Source organism: Stenotrophomonas sp. 2YAF26 (genome assembly GCF_052114625.1).
Lineage (GTDB): Bacteria > Pseudomonadota > Gammaproteobacteria > Xanthomonadales > Xanthomonadaceae > Stenotrophomonas > Stenotrophomonas indicatrix.
Window position 1 is genome coordinate 447,099 of sequence record NZ_JBFRFC010000001.1, and the last position, 15,945, is coordinate 463,043.

General features: G+C 65.9%; 15 protein-coding genes. 4 read left to right on the plus strand and 11 right to left on the minus strand.

Features of this window, described 5'->3' with window-relative positions; translation table 11 throughout:
- Nucleotides 1–7 precede the first annotated feature (7 nt).
- Nucleotides 8–2,197 carry a TonB-dependent receptor gene (locus AB4Y98_RS01995; protein WP_442243662.1) on the minus strand — a complete coding sequence of 730 codons (2,190 nt, stop codon included), beginning with the start codon at nucleotides 2,195–2,197 and terminating at the stop codon, nucleotides 8–10.
- Between the two features lie 180 nt (nucleotides 2,198–2,377).
- Between AB4Y98_RS01995 and AB4Y98_RS02000 the strand changes: the two genes are divergently transcribed.
- Nucleotides 2,378–3,163: a helix-turn-helix transcriptional regulator gene (locus AB4Y98_RS02000; RefSeq protein ID WP_230109264.1), complete on the plus strand. Its 786-nt coding sequence runs from the start codon at nucleotides 2,378–2,380 to the stop codon at nucleotides 3,161–3,163.
- Here AB4Y98_RS02000 and AB4Y98_RS02005 read toward each other — a convergent pair.
- Complete coding sequence (locus tag AB4Y98_RS02005; protein ID WP_442243663.1) at nucleotides 3,152–4,087, minus strand: LysR family transcriptional regulator; 936 nt, start codon at nucleotides 4,085–4,087, stop codon at nucleotides 3,152–3,154. The two genes, AB4Y98_RS02000 and AB4Y98_RS02005, sit on opposite strands and share 12 nt — an antisense overlap.
- A 106-nt stretch (nucleotides 4,088–4,193) precedes the next feature.
- Between AB4Y98_RS02005 and AB4Y98_RS02010 the strand changes: the two genes are divergently transcribed.
- The gene (locus AB4Y98_RS02010; RefSeq protein ID WP_105164167.1) at nucleotides 4,194–4,937 is read left to right on the plus strand and encodes an SDR family oxidoreductase; all 744 of its coding nucleotides are present in this window, start codon (nucleotides 4,194–4,196) and stop codon (nucleotides 4,935–4,937) included.
- Nucleotides 4,938–5,135: 198 nt separating this feature from the next.
- On the opposite strand, the gene AB4Y98_RS02015 is transcribed toward AB4Y98_RS02010, so the two are convergent.
- Complete coding sequence (locus AB4Y98_RS02015; RefSeq protein WP_442243664.1) at nucleotides 5,136–7,487, minus strand: GH92 family glycosyl hydrolase; 2,352 nt, start codon at nucleotides 7,485–7,487, stop codon at nucleotides 5,136–5,138.
- A 494-nt stretch (nucleotides 7,488–7,981) separates the two neighbouring features.
- Between AB4Y98_RS02015 and AB4Y98_RS02020 the strand changes: the two genes are divergently transcribed.
- Nucleotides 7,982–8,197 carry a hypothetical protein gene (locus tag AB4Y98_RS02020; protein WP_442243665.1) on the plus strand — a complete coding sequence of 72 codons (216 nt, stop codon included), beginning with the start codon at nucleotides 7,982–7,984 and terminating at the stop codon, nucleotides 8,195–8,197.
- Nucleotides 8,198–8,295: 98 nt separating this feature from the next.
- Here AB4Y98_RS02020 and AB4Y98_RS02025 read toward each other — a convergent pair whose 3' ends face one another.
- The gene (locus tag AB4Y98_RS02025; RefSeq protein WP_025874401.1) at nucleotides 8,296–8,619 is read right to left on the minus strand and encodes a thioredoxin family protein; all 324 of its coding nucleotides are present in this window, start codon (nucleotides 8,617–8,619) and stop codon (nucleotides 8,296–8,298) included.
- Nucleotides 8,620–8,624: 5 nt separating this feature from the next.
- Nucleotides 8,625–9,041 (minus strand): baeRF12 domain-containing protein, encoded by a 417-nt coding sequence (locus tag AB4Y98_RS02030; RefSeq protein WP_025874400.1) that lies wholly within the window; start codon nucleotides 9,039–9,041, stop codon nucleotides 8,625–8,627.
- A gap of 587 nt (nucleotides 9,042–9,628) precedes the next feature.
- On the opposite strand from AB4Y98_RS02030, the gene proP reads away from it, so the two are divergent.
- Nucleotides 9,629–11,116 (plus strand): glycine betaine/L-proline transporter ProP, encoded by a 1,488-nt coding sequence (gene proP / locus AB4Y98_RS02035; protein ID WP_033831231.1) that lies wholly within the window; start codon nucleotides 9,629–9,631, stop codon nucleotides 11,114–11,116.
- A 49-nt stretch (nucleotides 11,117–11,165) separates the two neighbouring features.
- Here proP and AB4Y98_RS02040 read toward each other — a convergent pair whose 3' ends face one another.
- The 6 genes from AB4Y98_RS02040 to AB4Y98_RS02065 form a co-directional block, all read right to left on the minus strand.
- Nucleotides 11,166–11,765: a hypothetical protein gene (locus tag AB4Y98_RS02040; protein WP_312107894.1), complete on the minus strand. Its 600-nt coding sequence runs from the start codon at nucleotides 11,763–11,765 to the stop codon at nucleotides 11,166–11,168.
- Nucleotides 11,766–11,832: 67 nt separating this feature from the next.
- The gene (locus tag AB4Y98_RS02045; RefSeq protein WP_442243666.1) at nucleotides 11,833–12,453 is read right to left on the minus strand and encodes a hypothetical protein; all 621 of its coding nucleotides are present in this window, start codon (nucleotides 12,451–12,453) and stop codon (nucleotides 11,833–11,835) included.
- Between the two features lie 35 nt (nucleotides 12,454–12,488).
- Entirely contained in the window at nucleotides 12,489–13,142 is a 654-nt protein-coding gene (locus AB4Y98_RS02050; protein WP_312107896.1) for a hypothetical protein, read from the minus strand.
- Nucleotides 13,143–13,145: 3 nt separating this feature from the next.
- Nucleotides 13,146–13,487: a type II toxin-antitoxin system prevent-host-death family antitoxin gene (locus AB4Y98_RS02055; RefSeq protein ID WP_180167226.1), complete on the minus strand. Its 342-nt coding sequence runs from the start codon at nucleotides 13,485–13,487 to the stop codon at nucleotides 13,146–13,148.
- Between the two features lie 95 nt (nucleotides 13,488–13,582).
- Nucleotides 13,583–15,049, minus strand: coding sequence for a surface lipoprotein assembly modifier (locus AB4Y98_RS02060; RefSeq protein WP_442243667.1), 1,467 nt, complete (start codon nucleotides 15,047–15,049; stop codon nucleotides 13,583–13,585).
- 90 nt (nucleotides 15,050–15,139) lie between these two features.
- Nucleotides 15,140–15,904 (minus strand): Slam-dependent surface lipoprotein, encoded by a 765-nt coding sequence (locus AB4Y98_RS02065; protein ID WP_442243668.1) that lies wholly within the window; start codon nucleotides 15,902–15,904, stop codon nucleotides 15,140–15,142.
- Nucleotides 15,905–15,945: the final 41 nt, after the last annotated feature.

Sequence of the window (15,945 nt, forward strand, 5' to 3'; positions counted from 1 at the left end):
CGCCCGCTCAGAACCGGTAGCCGACCTCGGCGCCGACAATGCGCGGGCTGTCCACCGGCCCGTAGTAGTTGCCGTCGCGGCCGAAGGCCAGGTTGTCGAAGATCAGGCCATTGATGCGGCGCTTGTCGGTCAGGTTCTGCACGAACACGCGCGTGCTCCACGGCCCGCGCTCATAGCCCAGTTGCACGCCGAGCACGGCCACGGCCGGCTGGAACGCGCGGTTGCGCTCGTCCAGCGCGCTGGAACCGGTGAACTGCGATTCCACCCGGGCATAGATGCCGGAGTCGAACTGATACCGCGCGGCCAGGTAGCCGGTGTAGTGCGGCGTCAGCTTGACCCGCTTGCCGTGCAGGTTCTCCTGCGGGCTGACCCACAGCTTGGTGTACGTCGCATCGACGTAGCCGACATTGGCCATCACCGTGAACCCGGGCGCGACTTCAAACACCCCTTCCAGCTCTGCGCCACGCGAGCGTATCGAGGCATCCGAGCCCACGTAGTCGGAGGAGATCGGCCGGCCGTTGGCATCGGTGGCCACCTGGATTTCCTGCCAGTTGTCCGAGCTGATATGGAACAGGGCGCCGCCGATATGGCCGCGGCCGCCCGCCAGGTTCATCTTGAAGCCCACTTCATGGCTCCACATGCGTTCGGATTCGTAGCGCAGCACCTTGTCGTTGATCACATCGCTCTGCGCGGCGGCCAGGTTGAAGCCACCGGGGATGTAGCCCTTGGCCGAGGCCGCATAGAACGACAGATCATCGCTGGCGTCATAGCGCAGCGAGACGCGCGGCAACGTGGCCGAGAACGTATGCGCCAGGGCTGCGTCGCGGTAGCGGACCAGGCCCCCCGCACCCAGGTCGAGGAATCCGGCGCGCTGCTCGGTGGAACGGCGGGCCTGCTCGTGGCGGATGCCGAGGCTGGCGGTCAGCTTCGGCAATGCCGGCAGCGTATAGCTGGCGGTGGCGAACACACTGTAGTCCTCACCCTTGGAGGTCTGCCGCGGCGCCAGGTTGTAACTGTCCAGCCCGCGCAGCGCCGGGCCGACGAAGGTGCCCTGGATCGAATCCTTGTCGATGAGGTAGGTCGATACACCGGCCATCCAGGTCAACGCCTGGTCGCTGGGCGAGCTGAAGCGCGCCTCGGCATTCCAGGCATTCTTCTTGTCATATATGTACCCGGCCAGCGCGGAGCTGGCGGTCATGTCGAAGTCGTAGCCGGCTGAGCTCGCTTCCTCGCTGCGGTACGACGCGGCCACATCCAGGGTGCCGGCCTGCAGTTGCCATTGCGCGCTCAGGCCTGCGACGGTCTCGTCCTTTTCGGTGCGCTTTGGCGCATCGTTGATGTAGGTGAAGTCACCTGCATGACGGCCACCATTGAGGCGGTCTCCATAGGTGCGGTTGTACAGGCCGGTATCCAGCGGCAGGTACTCGTACTCGAACATGCCCGGTGCGCGCGTGCGCAGGTGATAGGCCAGGGCGTTGACGGTCACGTAATCGCTGGGGCGCCAGCGCAGCTTGCCCTGCAGGTAGCCCTCTTTCACTTCGCCGCGCGCGCCGTACGGGGTCAGGTTCTTCAGGTGGGCATCCTCATCGGACCCCATGAACGCCACCGAGCCCGACAGCGTGCCGTCCTTGCTCAGCGGGCCTGCCAGGAAGCCATCCACGGCCGTACCGTTGCCATTGCCGAACCAGGTGCTGCGTACGTTCACCTCACCCTCGCGGGTATCGGACGGGCCGCGCGTGCGCACCAGCACCAGCCCCGATTCGCTGTTGGCGCCGTACAGGGTTCCCTGCGGCCCCCGCAGCACCTCGACCGATTCCACCTGGTTGAGTACCGCGTTGCTCAGCTCACGGAACGGAATGCCATCGATGTACACCGACGCGCGGTTGACCAGGAAGGGATTGGATTCGATGCCGCGGATGGAAATGAACATGTTGCTCAACTGGCCCATCACGTTGAACTTCACGTTTGGGGCAAGCTTGTCCAGGTCACGGAACTCGGTGACACCGGCTTCTTTCAGCGCCTGCCGGTCAAGCACGGTCACCGACAGGTCACTCTTCAGGTAGGGCGTATCGCGCTTGGAGCCGGTGACCACCACGCCATCGAGGGTGGTGGCATCGGCGGACTGCGCGTGGGCGGGAAGAACAGGAACGAGCAATGACGCTGCAACGAGGGCAACGGAGGAAACGGGGGCTTTCAAGGGCAACCTCATGGGGAACGGAAACGCGCCTGGCGGGCCGGCTGGCGCAAACTGTTATCCTGTAACATTCCGTGTTCGCCGCCACTCCATTGCAGTCAGCGCTGCTCCATTCCTGGACCGACCATGCCCGCCCTCGCCGACCAGTTGCACCGGGAAGCCGCCCAGCCCATGGAGGGAACCGTGACCAGCGAGGATGGCTCGGTCGTTCTGCTGCGCCATGGCTTCCAGGCCAGCGAAGGCCCCATGGGGCACCCGCACCAGCTGCGCCTGGGCCTGCTGCTGGCCGGTGGCGGCAACCTTTACCAACGCACCACTGGCGGGGTCCTACAGGCGCCGTGGCATCGAGGCCAGTTCAACGTGGTACTGCCCGGCGATCGTGGACACTACGCCAGCCCTGCGGTGGAGCTGCTGGGAATGGCCGTCGATACCGCGCAGTGGCGTGATGCGCCTGGCGGCTTCCCAGACATCCACGCCCTTTCCCTGCGGCTGCATCGCGACCCGGTCATCGCTTCCGTACTGCACGCGCTATGGTCCAGCGCGCAGGCTGACGCCAGCGTGCCCGGCTTCCTGCAGTACGGCGCAGAAGTCGTGGTGCGGCGATTGGCGCAGCTTGCCGGCCAACCACGCGCCCGGCCGCCGATGGCCGCGCCGTTGTCATCGCGGCAGCTGCGCCAGCTGCAGGACTTCATTGATGAACACCGTTCCCAACCGCTGGATGTCGCAGCGCTGGCCGGCGTACTCGGCATGGAACCGACCACTTTCAGCCGCGCCCTGCGCGCCGCCACCGGCATGCCGCCGTATGCCTACCTGACCCAGCACCGCATGCAGTGGGCGCAGTGTGCGTTGTCCGCAGGGCAGCGTGTCACCGAGGTTGCGCTTGCCTGCGGCTACGCCAATCCCAGCAAGTTCGCCGCGGCCTTCCGGCGTGTTGTCGGCGTCTCCCCGTCAGCCTGGTCACGCCAGTAGATCCACGCCATGCGTGGATGAGCCGCCGCACGCGCGCTCCTGCTCGAACACACCCGCCACCCAATCAATGAACACCCGCAGCCGCGGCGATGGCGTGCGGTTGCGCGGATAGACCAGGCTGACCGGGCTAGGTGTGGGTGGCATCCCGGGCAACAGCTCCAGCAATTGCCCGCGCGCGATGTACGGGGCCATCCGGTAACGCGGTGCCTGGATGATGCCCAGCCCAGCCAGCGCAGCACCGAGGAAGGCGTCGGCACCGGACACCCGCACGCGTGCCGGCAACGGCATATGGCGCACCTGGCCGCCCTGCTGGAACTCCAGCGGAATCAGCTGACCGGTGGCGCTGGAACGGTAGCCGACCATCTGGTGTCCCGCCGCCAGCGACGCGATGTTTTCCGGCCGCCCGTGTGACTTCACGTAGGCGGGCGACGCCACCGTGACCTCGCGCAGCAACGCCAGGCGCCGTGCGGCCAGATCGCTGTCGGCCAGGGTGCCCACGCGGATGGCCCCATCCACCCCCTCGCGCAGCAGGTCGACATAGCGGTCGCCCTCGCTGACCTCCAGTTCGATGTCCGGGTACCGCTGCAGGAAATCCGGCAGATGCGGAAACAACAGGTGGCGCCCCAGCGTACCGTGCACCTCGATGCGCAGCGGCCCGCGTGGCGGCACGTCACGGAACGCGGCTTCGGCATCGTCCATGTCCGCGATCAGGCGCAGACAGCGGCCGTAGAAGGCCTCGCCTTCCAGCGTCGGCACCACCACGCGCGTGGTCCGGTGCAGCAGGCGCACACCCAGACGCTGCTCCAGTGCTTTGATCGCGTCGGTCACCGTGGCCCGCGGCAGCCCCAGGTCTTCGGCGGCACGGCTGAAGCTGCGGCGCTCGACGATCCGCACAAACGCACGCAGGGCGGTGAATCTGTCCATTGTTCGGGCGGCCGGATGATGTTTCCGGATTATCCATGATTATCCGCGACGGCGGAGAGACCAAGATGGCCGTGCGCCATGCCGGCGCGCACTTCTGGAATCTGCCATGACCTCCTCTGCTTCCCGCTCTGTCGCCCTGGTCACCGGGGGCTCCCGTGGCATCGGCGCGGCCATCTCGCGCCGTCTGGCCGCCGACGGCCATGCCGTGGTGATCAACTATGCCGGGCGCCGTGATGAGGCCGAAACACTAGCTGCCGAATTGACCGCCAGCGGAGGGCACGCCATCGCCCTGCAGGCCGATGTCGCCGACCCGCAGGCCGTGCACGCGCTGTTCGACGCCATCGAGGCACGCTTCGGTGGCATCGATGTGGTGGTCAACAGTGCCGGCGTGCTGCAGTTGGCCGCACTGGCCGACAGCGATGATGCCCTGTTCGACCGCGTGATCGGCATCAACCTCAAGGGTGCATTCAATGTGCTGCGCGAGGCCGCGCGACGCGTGCGCGATGGTGGCCGCATCGTCACCCTGTCCACCAGCGTGGTTGGCATCAAGCTGGAAAACTACAGCGTGTATGCCGCCAGCAAGGCCGCGGTGGAGACCATGGGCGCGATTCTCAGCAAGGAACTGCGTGGACGCGGCATCACCGTGAACGCGGTGGCGCCCGGGCCGACCGCCACCGATCTGTTCCTGGACGGGAAGTCGCCGGAACTGATCGATCGGCTGGCGAAGATGAATCCGTTGGAGCGGCTGGGTACGCCGGAAGACATCGCCGGCGCGGTGGCGTTCCTGGCCGGTGCCGATGGCGGCTGGATCAATGGCCAGGTGCTGCGCGCCAATGGTGGGATGGTGTAGGTCGCATGCCAACCAAGGTTGGCATCTACCAGATCACGCCACATCGGTAGTCGCCCACCTTGGTGGGCGCGCGGCATGCCAACCAAGGTTGGCATCTACCAAGGGCGCCTCAATGCGGTGTGCGCGGTTCCGGTAGACGCCAACCTTGGTTGGCGCCGCCCCTCAACCGCCGGGCATGGCCCGGCGCTACCGTGGGTGTTACCGGCTCATCGAATACGGTGCCTGCGCGCCCTGCCCCGGCCAGTCCTTGTTCGGTTCGGCCTGCATGGTGAAATGCAGCTCGCCACCGGCCAGGATCTCATCGTGGCGCAGGAAGGTGCGCTGCAATGGCTTGCCGTTGAGGGTCACGCTGCCGACATAGGTGTGCTTGTCGTCCAGCCCTTCGGCCACGATGGTGAAGGTCTTGCCGTTGGGCAGCCGCATTGCGGTCTTCGGCAGGAACGGGCGGCCGAGGATGTACTCGCCCGAGCCAGGCGCTACCGGGTAGAAACCCAGCGCGGTGAACACGTACCACGCCGACATCTGGCCCACGTCATCGTTGCCGGCCAGGCCATCGGGACGATCGGCATACTGCGTGTCCATGATCTGCTTCAGGCGTGCCTGCGTGCGCCACGGCTGGCCGGCATGCGAGTACAGGTAGGCCACGTGGTGGCTGGGCTCATTGCCATGCGCATACCAGCCGATCAGGCCGGTGATGTCTTCCATGTGCTCGAAGATGGCCGGATCGACCTTCGCGTTGAACACTTCATCCAGGCGCGCCAGCAGTTTGTCGCTGCCACCATGCGCTGCGGCAAGGCCGGCCACATCCTGCGGCACGTACCATGAGTACTGCCAGGCATTGCCTTCGGTGTAGTCGGTGCCGTAGCCACTGGCGCTGGGGTCGAACGGCGTACGGAAGCTGCCATCGCGCTTGCGCGCACGCATGAAGCCGGTGTCCTTGTCGAAGGCGTTGCGCCAGTTGCCCGCGCGCTTGTCGAAGGTTGCGGCCACATCGGTCTTGCCCATCGCCTGCGCCATGCGCGCGATGGTCCAGTCATCGAACGCGTATTCCAGCGTCTTGCTGGCTGCTTCGCCCTCCTCGTCGATCGGCACGTAGCCCAGCTCACGGTACTGCGCGATGCCATCGTAAGGGCCGTAGTTGGCGGTCTGCACCATCGCCTTCAGCGCCTTGTCCGCGTCGAAGCCGCGAATACCCTTCACGTAGGCATCGGCGATCACCGGCACCGCGTGGTAGCCGATCATGCACCAGTCTTCCAGGCCGTGGAACGACCACACCGGCAGCATGCCGTAGGGGCTGTGCTCATGATGGGCGAGCATCGAGTTGACGAAATCGCTGTTGCGCTTTTCCGGCTGCACCAGGGTCAGCAGCGGGTGCAGCGCCCGGTAGGTATCCCACAGCGAGAACGTCGAATAGTTCGTGTAGCCCTTGGCCTGGTGCACGGCGTTGTCAGCGCCGCGGTACTGGCCGTCGGCATCCATGAACAGCGTCGGCCCCAGCAGCGTGTGGTACAGCGCGGTGTACGCGCTGCGACGCGCGTGTTCGGGTGCATCGATATCCAGCACCGACAACGCCTGCGTCCACTCCTGCTTCGCCTGCGCGCGCACACGGTCGAAATCGAAGTCGGCCACTTCCGCATCGAGGTTGGCGATGGCGCCCGCCTCGCTGACCGGCGAAATGGCCACCTTCACCACCAGCGGTGCATCCAGCTTGCCGAAGTCGAAGGTGCCCACCAGCTGCCGCCCCTCGATCTGCGCGCGCTGCGCCGGGTCCTTCTCGCCCGGGGGCGCGAAGCCCTTGTAGACGATGTCCTGTTCGGTGTTGTGCAGCGCGTGGCTGGCCAGCGGCCGCGAGAAGCGCATCGCGAAATAAAGCTGGCGGCCGGCGGCCCAGCCACGCGTCTCGCGGAAGCCGGTGATGGTGCCATCGCCACGCACGCGTACCCGCGACCACAGGATCTTGCCCGGGTAGTCATACATGCTGGTACGCATGTCCAGCAGCACCTTGCCTTCGCTGCCCTTCGGGAACGCATAGCGATGCACGCCCACGCGGGCGCTGGTGGTCAGCTCGGCGCGCACCTTGTAGTCGTCCAGGGTGACCGCGTAATAGCCCGGTTCGGCCTTCTCGTCATCGTGGCGGAAACGCGAGGCGTAACCACTACGTGGCTTTTCAGGGTCGCCGCGTTCCAGGCCAGGGTTGCCGGTGAACGGCATCAGCAGGATGTCGCCCAAATCGGAATGACCGGTGCCGGAAAAGTGCGTGTGCGAGAAACCGACGATGCTGCTGTCGTCGTAACGATAGCCCGCCGCCCAGCCGTAGGCCTTCTCGCGCGGCTGGATGCGGGTGTCCGGGCTGAGCTGGACCATGCCGAACGGCACCGTTGCGCCGGGATAGGTGTGCCCCTCACCGCCGGTACCAATGAAGGGATCGACCGAGGCATAGGCCTTGTCGGCGGAGGTCTTGGCCGGGGCGGCCGCAGCCAGGCCGGAGGCGAACATCGCCGTGGCGGCGACAGCGATCAGGAGACGACGGTCCAGCGTGGGCATCGGCATTTGGATCGATTCAGGTGGTGGTCAGATCCTAGCACCGGGGTGGCGGTGTCGCATGCTGCAGTGCGGATGCCGCCTTCAACGCGTGCATCCGCAACCGATTGGATGGATCGACACTGGAATTGAAGGGATGCTGCCAGGGCTGGCAGACCCATTTCGATGCGAATGCGCAAGCGGTTGTCGGAATGGGCACTACTGAGACAACTCAGCCCGTAAATGGAGACGTCCAGATGCAATGCCGGGTGGAACAGACCGCCAATGCGTGCGCAGGGTATCCGCGCAGCGCGAACACCGCTGCCGGGCTTGGAACCCCGGAATGAGCTACGGGAGCTGCTTGCCGTGACTACGGCGGGCGGTGCGCGGCGGCCGCATGGCCCTCCGGCTTTTCCCAGAGCTCAGCCGAAGTTCCAACCCCGCACCGCCCGCCACCCTTGCGGTGGCCACGTCCCCTCAAGGAGCCATCGCATGTCGCATGAACCGCCCATCCTTACCCCGAAATGGAATCCCTGTTCTTCCGCATCGAGCACGCTCTGAACACCGCCGAGGGCATGGCGATGATGATCGGCGAGAACGAACCGGCCGACCCACAGGCACATCTGCGCCCGGGTTACAGCGCGCAGAAGATCAGTGTTGCGATGATGGCGCTGAGCCAGCATGGCCGGCGGTTGCTGCATGAACTTCGCGAGCAGCATGTGCGGGTGACGCTGCATTGAAGCGTGTAGAGCCGAGCCCATGCTCGACTCTGGTGTGATCGAGCACTACGGTTGGTGACGGAGCAAGCCGAGCATGGGCTCGGCTCTACAGGAGCCGGTCAATCCGGCAGCGCGCTCTGCAGTGTGGCGAGATCTGCCGCATCCACCGGCCGCACCACGCGCGCAACTTCCGTGCCATCACGCAGCAGGATCACGGTCGGCCACAGCTTCACCTGGAACGAGCGGCCCAGCGGCTTGCCCTTGCCGTCTTCGATTTTCCAGTGCGGCAGATCATGTGCCTCGACGAAAGCCTGCAGTGCCGGTTGTGCAGCCTGGCAATGGCCGCACCACGGTGCACCGAATTCCAGCAACAGCCAACCGGCCTGCGCATCCACCTCCGCGCGGGCCGGCTCGGCTGCCACATGGTCACGCATGAAGGGCATGCCGGTTACGCCTGCAGCGTGCGCTGGATGTCTTCCAGCGGCGCGTTGGTGAGATCCTTGGCGATGTCGGCCAGCAAGCGCGCCTGCGTCTCCTTATGCAGCAACGGACGGATGCGGCCCAACGTGGTGGGATCGGCAATCAGCACCAGATGCGCATAACGGTTGTTGAGCGCGTCTTCATTGAGCTGCTCGGCCACCTGCTTGGCGAAGGTCGCCTCGTTGAGCTGCGAGATCGACATGTCCTTGGGCACCGCACCGGATGGCCCCTGACCGGACACACCCTGTTCGCTGATGTCCTGCAGGCGCAGCTCGCCTTCCTGTTTCAGGGTGAGCTTGTGCTCGTTGCCGACGTTGGTGAACACGCGGGCCGAGCCACCATCGGCGACGATAACCAAGGTGCCTTCGGGAATGCGACGGGTCATGCGTTACTCCTTGCGTTGGTTCGTGACCACCGTAAAAGCCATGGCGTGAGCGAAGCGAGCACAACATGTTCATTCGATGTGCGTGGGTCATGTGCATGAACAGGCAACATGGAACGCTGCGTTTGTACTGACGCGATTCTCGGCACGCTCACACTGTAACCGTTATCATGAACGCATGATCGACACGACCCACTGCACGTCAGCATCTGTTGCTGGCCTGCGGGAAGCACTGCCGACCGGCGCTTCGCTTTCCATCATTGCCTCTCCCTCGCCTTTCCATCGCCTCGCGCTGGATCCCGGCGGATGACGCCTGCGGGCCCTGCCCCGCCTGTTCCCTGCGCCTGCCCCACCCGCGCGTGCGCTGACACGTAATCGGACCCATCCGTTCGTCCTGCATGTCGCTCTGCGTTCTGGCAGCGGGCAATGCGTGTTGCGTGCGCGGCGTTTCATCGCACACGCCTTTCGCCCCCTTCCGGGTCTTCCATCCGATGCCCCTGCGCCTGCTGCGCCAGCATCGCCGTTTCCGAATTCCGGGACATTCGTACCGCCCATTCCAACGCCATTTCCATTCTTCCAAGGGAGTCCCCATGCAGGACAACTCCGATGCCCATGCCCATTTCGGCTGGTTCAAACGCCGCCGCCATCTGAAGGTCGACGAGATCACCGTTGTCGACAAACCCATGCTTAAGCGCGCCGTAGGCGCCGCTGCACTGGGCAATGCGATGGAATGGTTCGACTTCGGTGTCTATGGCTATCTTGCCGTCACCATCGGCCAGGTGTTCTTCCCGTCCAGCAACCCCACCGCACAGGTGATCGCCGCGTTCGCCACGTTTACTGTGGCCTTCCTGGTACGTCCGCTGGGCGGCATGGTCTTCGGGCCCCTGGGCGACCGCTACGGGCGCCAGAAGGTACTGGCCTTCACCATGATCATGATGGCACTGGGCACGTTCGCCATCGGCCTGATTCCCTCCTATGAGCGCATCGGCATCTGGGCGCCGGTGCTGTTGCTGCTCGCACGCGTGGTGCAGGGCTTTTCCACCGGCGGCGAGTACGGCGGTGCGGCGACCTTCATCGCCGAGTACTCCACCGACCGCAACCGCGGCCTGATGGGCAGCTGGCTGGAGTTCGGCACGCTGGGCGGCTATATCGCCGGTGCCGGTACGGTGACCGCACTGCACATGCTGCTGAGCAGCGAACAGATGCTGGACTGGGGCTGGCGCATTCCGTTCCTGGTGGCCGGCCCACTCGGCCTGCTGGGTCTGTACATGCGCATGCGGCTGGAGGAAACGCCAGCGTTCCGCGCGTTCGCCGAAGAGGCCGAGAAGCGCGACCATGAGCGCCCCGGCCTGGTCGACCTGTTCCGCGTGCACGGGCGCCAGCTGATCGTCTGCATGGGCCTGGTGCTGGTGTTCAACGTGACCGACTACATGCTGCTGACCTACATGCCCAGCTACCTGAGCGTGACCATGGGATATGCGGAGAGCAAGGGCCTGCTGCTGATCATCATCGTGATGCTGGTGATGATGCCGTTGAACATCGTGGGTGGCCTTTTCAGCGACAAGCTGGGCCGGCGCCCGATGATCATCGGCGCCTGCATCGCGCTGCTGGTGCTGGCGGTGCCGAGCCTGCTGCTGGTGGGCAGCGGCAACGACTGGCTGATCTTCCTTGGCCTGATGCTGCTGGGCCTGGCGCTGGTGTGCTTCACCAGTTCCATGCCGTCCACACTGCCGGCGCTGTTCTATACGCCGGTGCGCTACAGCGCTCTGTCGATCGCCTTCAACGTCTCTGTGTCGCTGTTCGGTGGCACAACGCCGCTGGTAACCGCCTGGCTGGTGGAACGCACGGGCGATCCGCTGGTACCGGCCTACTACCTGATGGGCGCGGCGGTGATCGGCCTGATCACGATGATCTTCGTGAAGGAAACCGCCGGCCTGCCGCTGCGTGGTTCGCCGCCGGCCGTGGGCTGCGACAAGGAGGCGGCCGCGCTGTTGAAGAGCGATGCACCGGTCACGGTGGACCGCGCCCTGCCGCCGTTGCCGGACGTGGCCGAACCGGAACAGGTGACCCCAGCCTGAGTGGCTGCGGTGGCGCCAGGCATTGCCTGGCGCTGCCGTCAGCGCAGGGCTAGTCGGCGCGGGTCAGCTTGCCCGGGGTCCAGCGCAGGGTCCAGACATAGTCGCCATCAGGCGGGCAGACATGCTTGTAATCCACGACATCGCACGTGCGTGCACCGGCAGCGACCTTGAACGCGACGATGATGCGGTCACCTTCGATCCTGATGGAGTGCACCGCACCAGGAATCTGCTCACCCGCGTCATCGCCGTAGCCTGAAGCGCGGATGGCGGCGAAATCCTCTGCCTCCACCGGCGACAGACTCTTCGGGTTCTCCTGGCCACGCGGGTCGTTCCTGCTCAACGCGGTCATCACCGCCACCACATTGCTCTGCGCGAACGAGCCACCGGTATAGGTCGATGTGTAGAGATAGATGACCTCTGCGCGGCCATCACCGTCCAGATCGGCAACGGCGGTCCACACGGGACGGAAATCACTCTCGATGTCATCGCCTGGGATACGCCGCAGCGAAGCTTCGGCTGCGTGGAACGCCTGTACCAGGCTCGGTGGCGATGCCTGCGATGCGGCAGATGCCGGGCCACCGCCCACCAGCGCGCAAAGCGCCAATGCGGAAGGCAGCAGGACGGGATGAAAAAATGCAGGTCCGTGCATGGTGTTCTCCTTGGTGATTCGTTGCGTGCATACACCTGGCATGGCCTGGCGCTGCCGTTGATGCGGACTAGTCGGCGCGGGTCAACTTCCCCGGGCTCCAGCGATACACCCAGGCATGCTGACCTTCCGGTGGGCAGGCCACCTTGCCACGCACGCACAGCTTCGAACTGCGGGTGCTGTTGAAGGTCACGCGGATGCGGTCACCGTCCATGGTGATCGTTTCCATTTCGCCGGGAATGTGCACAACAGCGTCATCGGCGTAGCCGGAAGCGCGGATCAACGCGTAGGTTTCATCGTCATAGGCGGATTTGCCGGGTGACGTGGCCTGGCCTCGTGCATCGCCTTCGGCCAGCGGGGTCATCACCACCAGCTCGTTGAGCTGCATCGCGCTGCMGGTCTGGGTCGCGGTGTAGAGATAGATGATCTCCGGGCGGCCGTCGCCATCGAGGTCGGCATTGCCGGCCCACAGCGGGCGGTAGTCGTACTGGCTGTCGGTGCCCGGGTGCAGGCGCAGCGATGCCTCGGCGGTGCGGCGTGCCTTGTCGTAGCTCATCGGCTCGTTCGGCGCCTCGGCCTTGGCGTCGGCCGGCGTTGCATCCTGTGCCAACAGCGGCGCCGCCACCGTCAATGCCATGGCCGCCACCAGCGCGCGCAGGCCAGTGGCCTGCCAGTGCTTCCGCTCGTACATCCGTGTTCCTCGATCAATGAATCTGCGGGCTCGGATCATCGCACAGGCGGGCCGGCAAGCGGCGTACTGTCAGCATGCAGTTCCATCGCGCGCATGACGATGGGCTTGGCCCAGTCCGGGGTGTGCAGCAGCTCCACCACCGACACCGGATACTGCAGGCCCTGGCGATCCAGCGCCAGCACCGGCAAGGGGGCAACACGTCCGTAGCGATCGGCCGGCGCGCTGTTGTCATACACGTGCAGTTCGGCCAGGTGCGGCATCAATGCCAACAGGTTCTCGCGTGCGGAATCGAAGCGCGCGCGGATCTTGTCCTGCGGGATATCATGGCCACCGGCGGCAACGCGGGCCGCCACGCGGGCAACATGCAGTTCGACGGTGGCCAACCCGCAGAACCAGATCGCCACGTCGTGCTGGCTGCAGGCCTCGCGCAACAGGCGCGGAATGGTGTTGCCGCCCAGGGTGGTTTCAAAGGCGAAGTCGCTGCCGTCGGCGATCGCCTGGCGCAGCCGTCTTGCGCCCTCCTGCCACGCTTCAGCGTTGGCTTCGGCCAACGGCCAGCCCGCCGCCACCAGCCGTCGGGTGAAGCTGTCCGGGTTGTACCAGCCCAGGCCGTCGGCCTCCAGCCAGGTGCCCAGCAACGAACTCTTGCCGGCGCCGTTGACGCCGGCCAACGCCAGGATCCGCCCCATGATTCAGAGCGGACGGCCGAGCGCGACCTTGTGGCCGCGGCGGATCGGCTTGCCCATCACCTTGCCCAGCCCCTCACCCTGCTGCAGCCCGGCCAGCGCCTGGTCGAACTCGGTACGCAGGCGCGAGAGCACGTCGCTGCGCTCCTCGCTGTCACTGCCGCTGGCCCTGGCCAACAGCTCCTGGTAGGTCTTGATGTCCACGATCACCGCCTCGGGGTGATTGTGGTTGGTGATGACCAGCGCCTGCTTCTCGCGCACGGTACGCATCAGGCTGGGCCAGCCACGGGTCTTGACCGAGGATGCCGGGGCCTTGTCGAGGCCGGGCAGGTCGAGCGGGAGGGTCATGGCACGGCTCCAGCGGAAGGATATGCGGCCACTATACCCAATTTGGCCAAATTGGGGATTAATGGACTGCCCCCCCTCCTGCCTCGCCCAACGGCTCAGAACGCCCGTTCCCATTTCAGGCTCAGCAGACTGCGGTCGTGGCTGTACAGCCAGTCTACGTTGCTGTCGATGCGTGCGTAACGCAGGCTCAGGCTGGGGACCAGCCCAGCTACGGCCAGGCGCTCGCTGCGCACGATGGCGATCAGGTTCTGCTCGCTGTCCTGCCGACGCGCCTCCAGCAACGGGCTCCAGGCATCGTATTCACGCTCACGCAGCGACACGAACACCGTGGCCGTGGTGCCGCTCCACTGGCGCGCTGCGCCCAGGCGCAGGCCGCGTTGCCGGTAGCCATTGGCGGGATCGGCGGCGCTGCTGTCACTCAGATCGGCCCCGGCAAACACCGTCCAGCGCGGGTTGAGCGCGCGGAACCAGGTGGCATAGATCGCCGCCAGTTCACCGTCGTAGTTGCTGGCCACGCCCTGCTGTCGATAGCGCTGGCGTTTCCAGTCGGCTTCCAGTTTCAGCAGGCTGCGCGCATCTGCGGCGAACTGCCATTCGCCATGCATGCCGGCACCGCCCTGCAGCGCGTGGTTGCCGAGCCCCTGGTAATCGTAGCTGGGCGCCAGCAGCAAGGTATGCCGTGCGCTGCGCCAGCTGTAGCCGGCCTGCACGGTGGCATTGAGCTCGTTGTAGTCGCTGTGCCCACGCCACGCCTGGCCGAACGCCAGCCCGCGCAGGTACAGCCCATGGTGGCCGGCCAACGGCAGGCGCCGTTCCAGACTGGCGTCGTAGTCCAGGCCGAACGCTGCCTGTGCATCGGGCAACCGGCGTTCGATGAAGCAGGTGGTGCCGTCACCAAACAGGCAGGTGCGGCTGGCCGAACTGCGGTTGACGTTGTCGCTCCAGGCGGGGCCGGCGGCGATGCCACCCTTCCAGCGCTGGCGTGCATGCAGGGCCTGCAGGTAGCCGTCCACCCGCGTACGCACGCCCGCCGTTGCAGGGTCGCCGCCATCGATGCCGGCTGCGATCGCCTCGAACAGGGTGATGGCATCGCGGTCGCGCTGGTCCTCTGCATACACACGCGCCAGTTCCAGCCGCGCCGGCAGGAAGTCCGGCTGCGCGGTGAGCACGGCCTCGTATTCGGCCGCGGCCTTGCCGTGCTGGCCACCCACGCGCGCCAGCGCACCCTGCGCGTAGTGGCGCAGCAGCGGATCGTGGCCAGGCAGTTCGATGTACTCGGCAAGGAAGGCGGCCGCGGCCTGCCATTGCTGGTGCTGCAGCGCGAGATAGAGCGCCTGGCCGAGATCGTCGACAGTGCGCTCCACGCGGTACTGCTGGCCGTCGAGGGTGATGGTCGGTCGCTCGTGTTCGGCCTGGCGCAGGCGCTGCTGGTCCTGCTGCTGATGACGCAGCTCGCTGCCCTGTTCGAGCACACGGCGCAGGTCATCCTGCTGGGCGTGGGCCACGTTGAGCGACCATGCCAGCAGCAGGACGACAAGAACAAGAAAGAGAAGGTGGCGCATGTTCGATCCGGTTGAAGCACTATCGCGGGCCGAAGCAGGGACTGGCGGATCGCGGCTTGTCCCTGCCCTGCCCCGTCAGGGGCGTGGCGATCAGTTCTTGCTGCCGCCGAAGGCGGTGTCGTACTGGCTGTTGCCGGCGAAGGTGGCGATGCCGGCCAGGGCGGCGGCGTTGGCACCGAAGAACTGGCCCTGGGTGCTGCCCGACACCGAGCCGTTGGCCACGGCCGTGCCTGCGAAGGACGCATTGGCGCTGCTGATGGCAGCGTTGACGCCCACGGTCAGGCCGCCACCGGCGATCTGGCCGCGCAGGGTGCCGGCACCGAAGTCGGCGCGGAACGCACCGGTCAGCAGGTTGCTGCCGTTGAACTTGTTCAGGCCCGCCACGCTGTAGGTGGCCACGCCTGCCGGCAACGTGGTGCCCGCACGGTCACCAGCGAAATAGACCTGGCGGTTGTTGAAGCCACCGGCGGCGCCATCCTTGGACCATTCACCAAACCAGACATCGCCGCTGCCCACCTTGACGAAGTTGAAGTGACCCATGCCGGCGTGGTTGCCCGGGGTGCCGGTGATCGGCATGGCCAGGGTGCGCACGGTGGTGCCGTTGACGGTGGTGGGTGCCGAATAGGCGCTCAGGCCCTGGAAGTCCACGCGGGTGCCACCGGATACGGTGCCGACGCCGATGCCGGCCTTGCCAGCGACGTGCGGGCCACCATTGACCTGCGATTCGCCGACGTTGACGTTCAACTGCGGATCGGTGACGGCGCTGGCGGCGCCGACGATATCGGCAGCGTGGGCGGCACCGGCCAGGGCCAGGCTGGCGGCCACGGTGAGCAGGGAGCGGGAGAACATTTTCATGGAAAAACTCCTTGGATTGAGGGAACTACAGGTACAACGCT

What these genes read in the sequence shown, in the direction of transcription:
- AB4Y98_RS02015 (WP_442243664.1), bottom strand. Translation starts at nt 7,487, where the DNA reads ATGCCGATGCCCACGCTGGACCGTCGTCTCCTGATCGCTGTCGCCGCC.
- AB4Y98_RS02025 (WP_025874401.1), bottom strand. Translation starts at nt 8,619, where the DNA reads ATGCCCTTCATGCGTGACCATGTGGCAGCCGAGCCGGCCCGCGCGGAG.
- AB4Y98_RS02020 (WP_442243665.1), top strand. Translation starts at nt 7,982, where the DNA reads ATGGAATCCCTGTTCTTCCGCATCGAGCACGCTCTGAACACCGCCGAG.
- AB4Y98_RS02005 (WP_442243663.1), bottom strand. Translation starts at nt 4,087, where the DNA reads ATGGACAGATTCACCGCCCTGCGTGCGTTTGTGCGGATCGTCGAGCGC.
- AB4Y98_RS02060 (WP_442243667.1), bottom strand. Translation starts at nt 15,049, where the DNA reads ATGCGCCACCTTCTCTTTCTTGTTCTTGTCGTCCTGCTGCTGGCATGG.
- AB4Y98_RS02050 (WP_312107896.1), bottom strand. Translation starts at nt 13,142, where the DNA reads ATGGGGCGGATCCTGGCGTTGGCCGGCGTCAACGGCGCCGGCAAGAGT.
- proP (WP_033831231.1), top strand. Translation starts at nt 9,629, where the DNA reads ATGCAGGACAACTCCGATGCCCATGCCCATTTCGGCTGGTTCAAACGC.
- AB4Y98_RS02040 (WP_312107894.1), bottom strand. Translation starts at nt 11,765, where the DNA reads ATGCACGGACCTGCATTTTTTCATCCCGTCCTGCTGCCTTCCGCATTG.
- AB4Y98_RS02065 (WP_442243668.1), bottom strand. Translation starts at nt 15,904, where the DNA reads ATGAAAATGTTCTCCCGCTCCCTGCTCACCGTGGCCGCCAGCCTGGCC.
- AB4Y98_RS02030 (WP_025874400.1), bottom strand. Translation starts at nt 9,041, where the DNA reads ATGACCCGTCGCATTCCCGAAGGCACCTTGGTTATCGTCGCCGATGGT.
- AB4Y98_RS02010 (WP_105164167.1), top strand. Translation starts at nt 4,194, where the DNA reads ATGACCTCCTCTGCTTCCCGCTCTGTCGCCCTGGTCACCGGGGGCTCC.
- AB4Y98_RS02055 (WP_180167226.1), bottom strand. Translation starts at nt 13,487, where the DNA reads ATGACCCTCCCGCTCGACCTGCCCGGCCTCGACAAGGCCCCGGCATCC.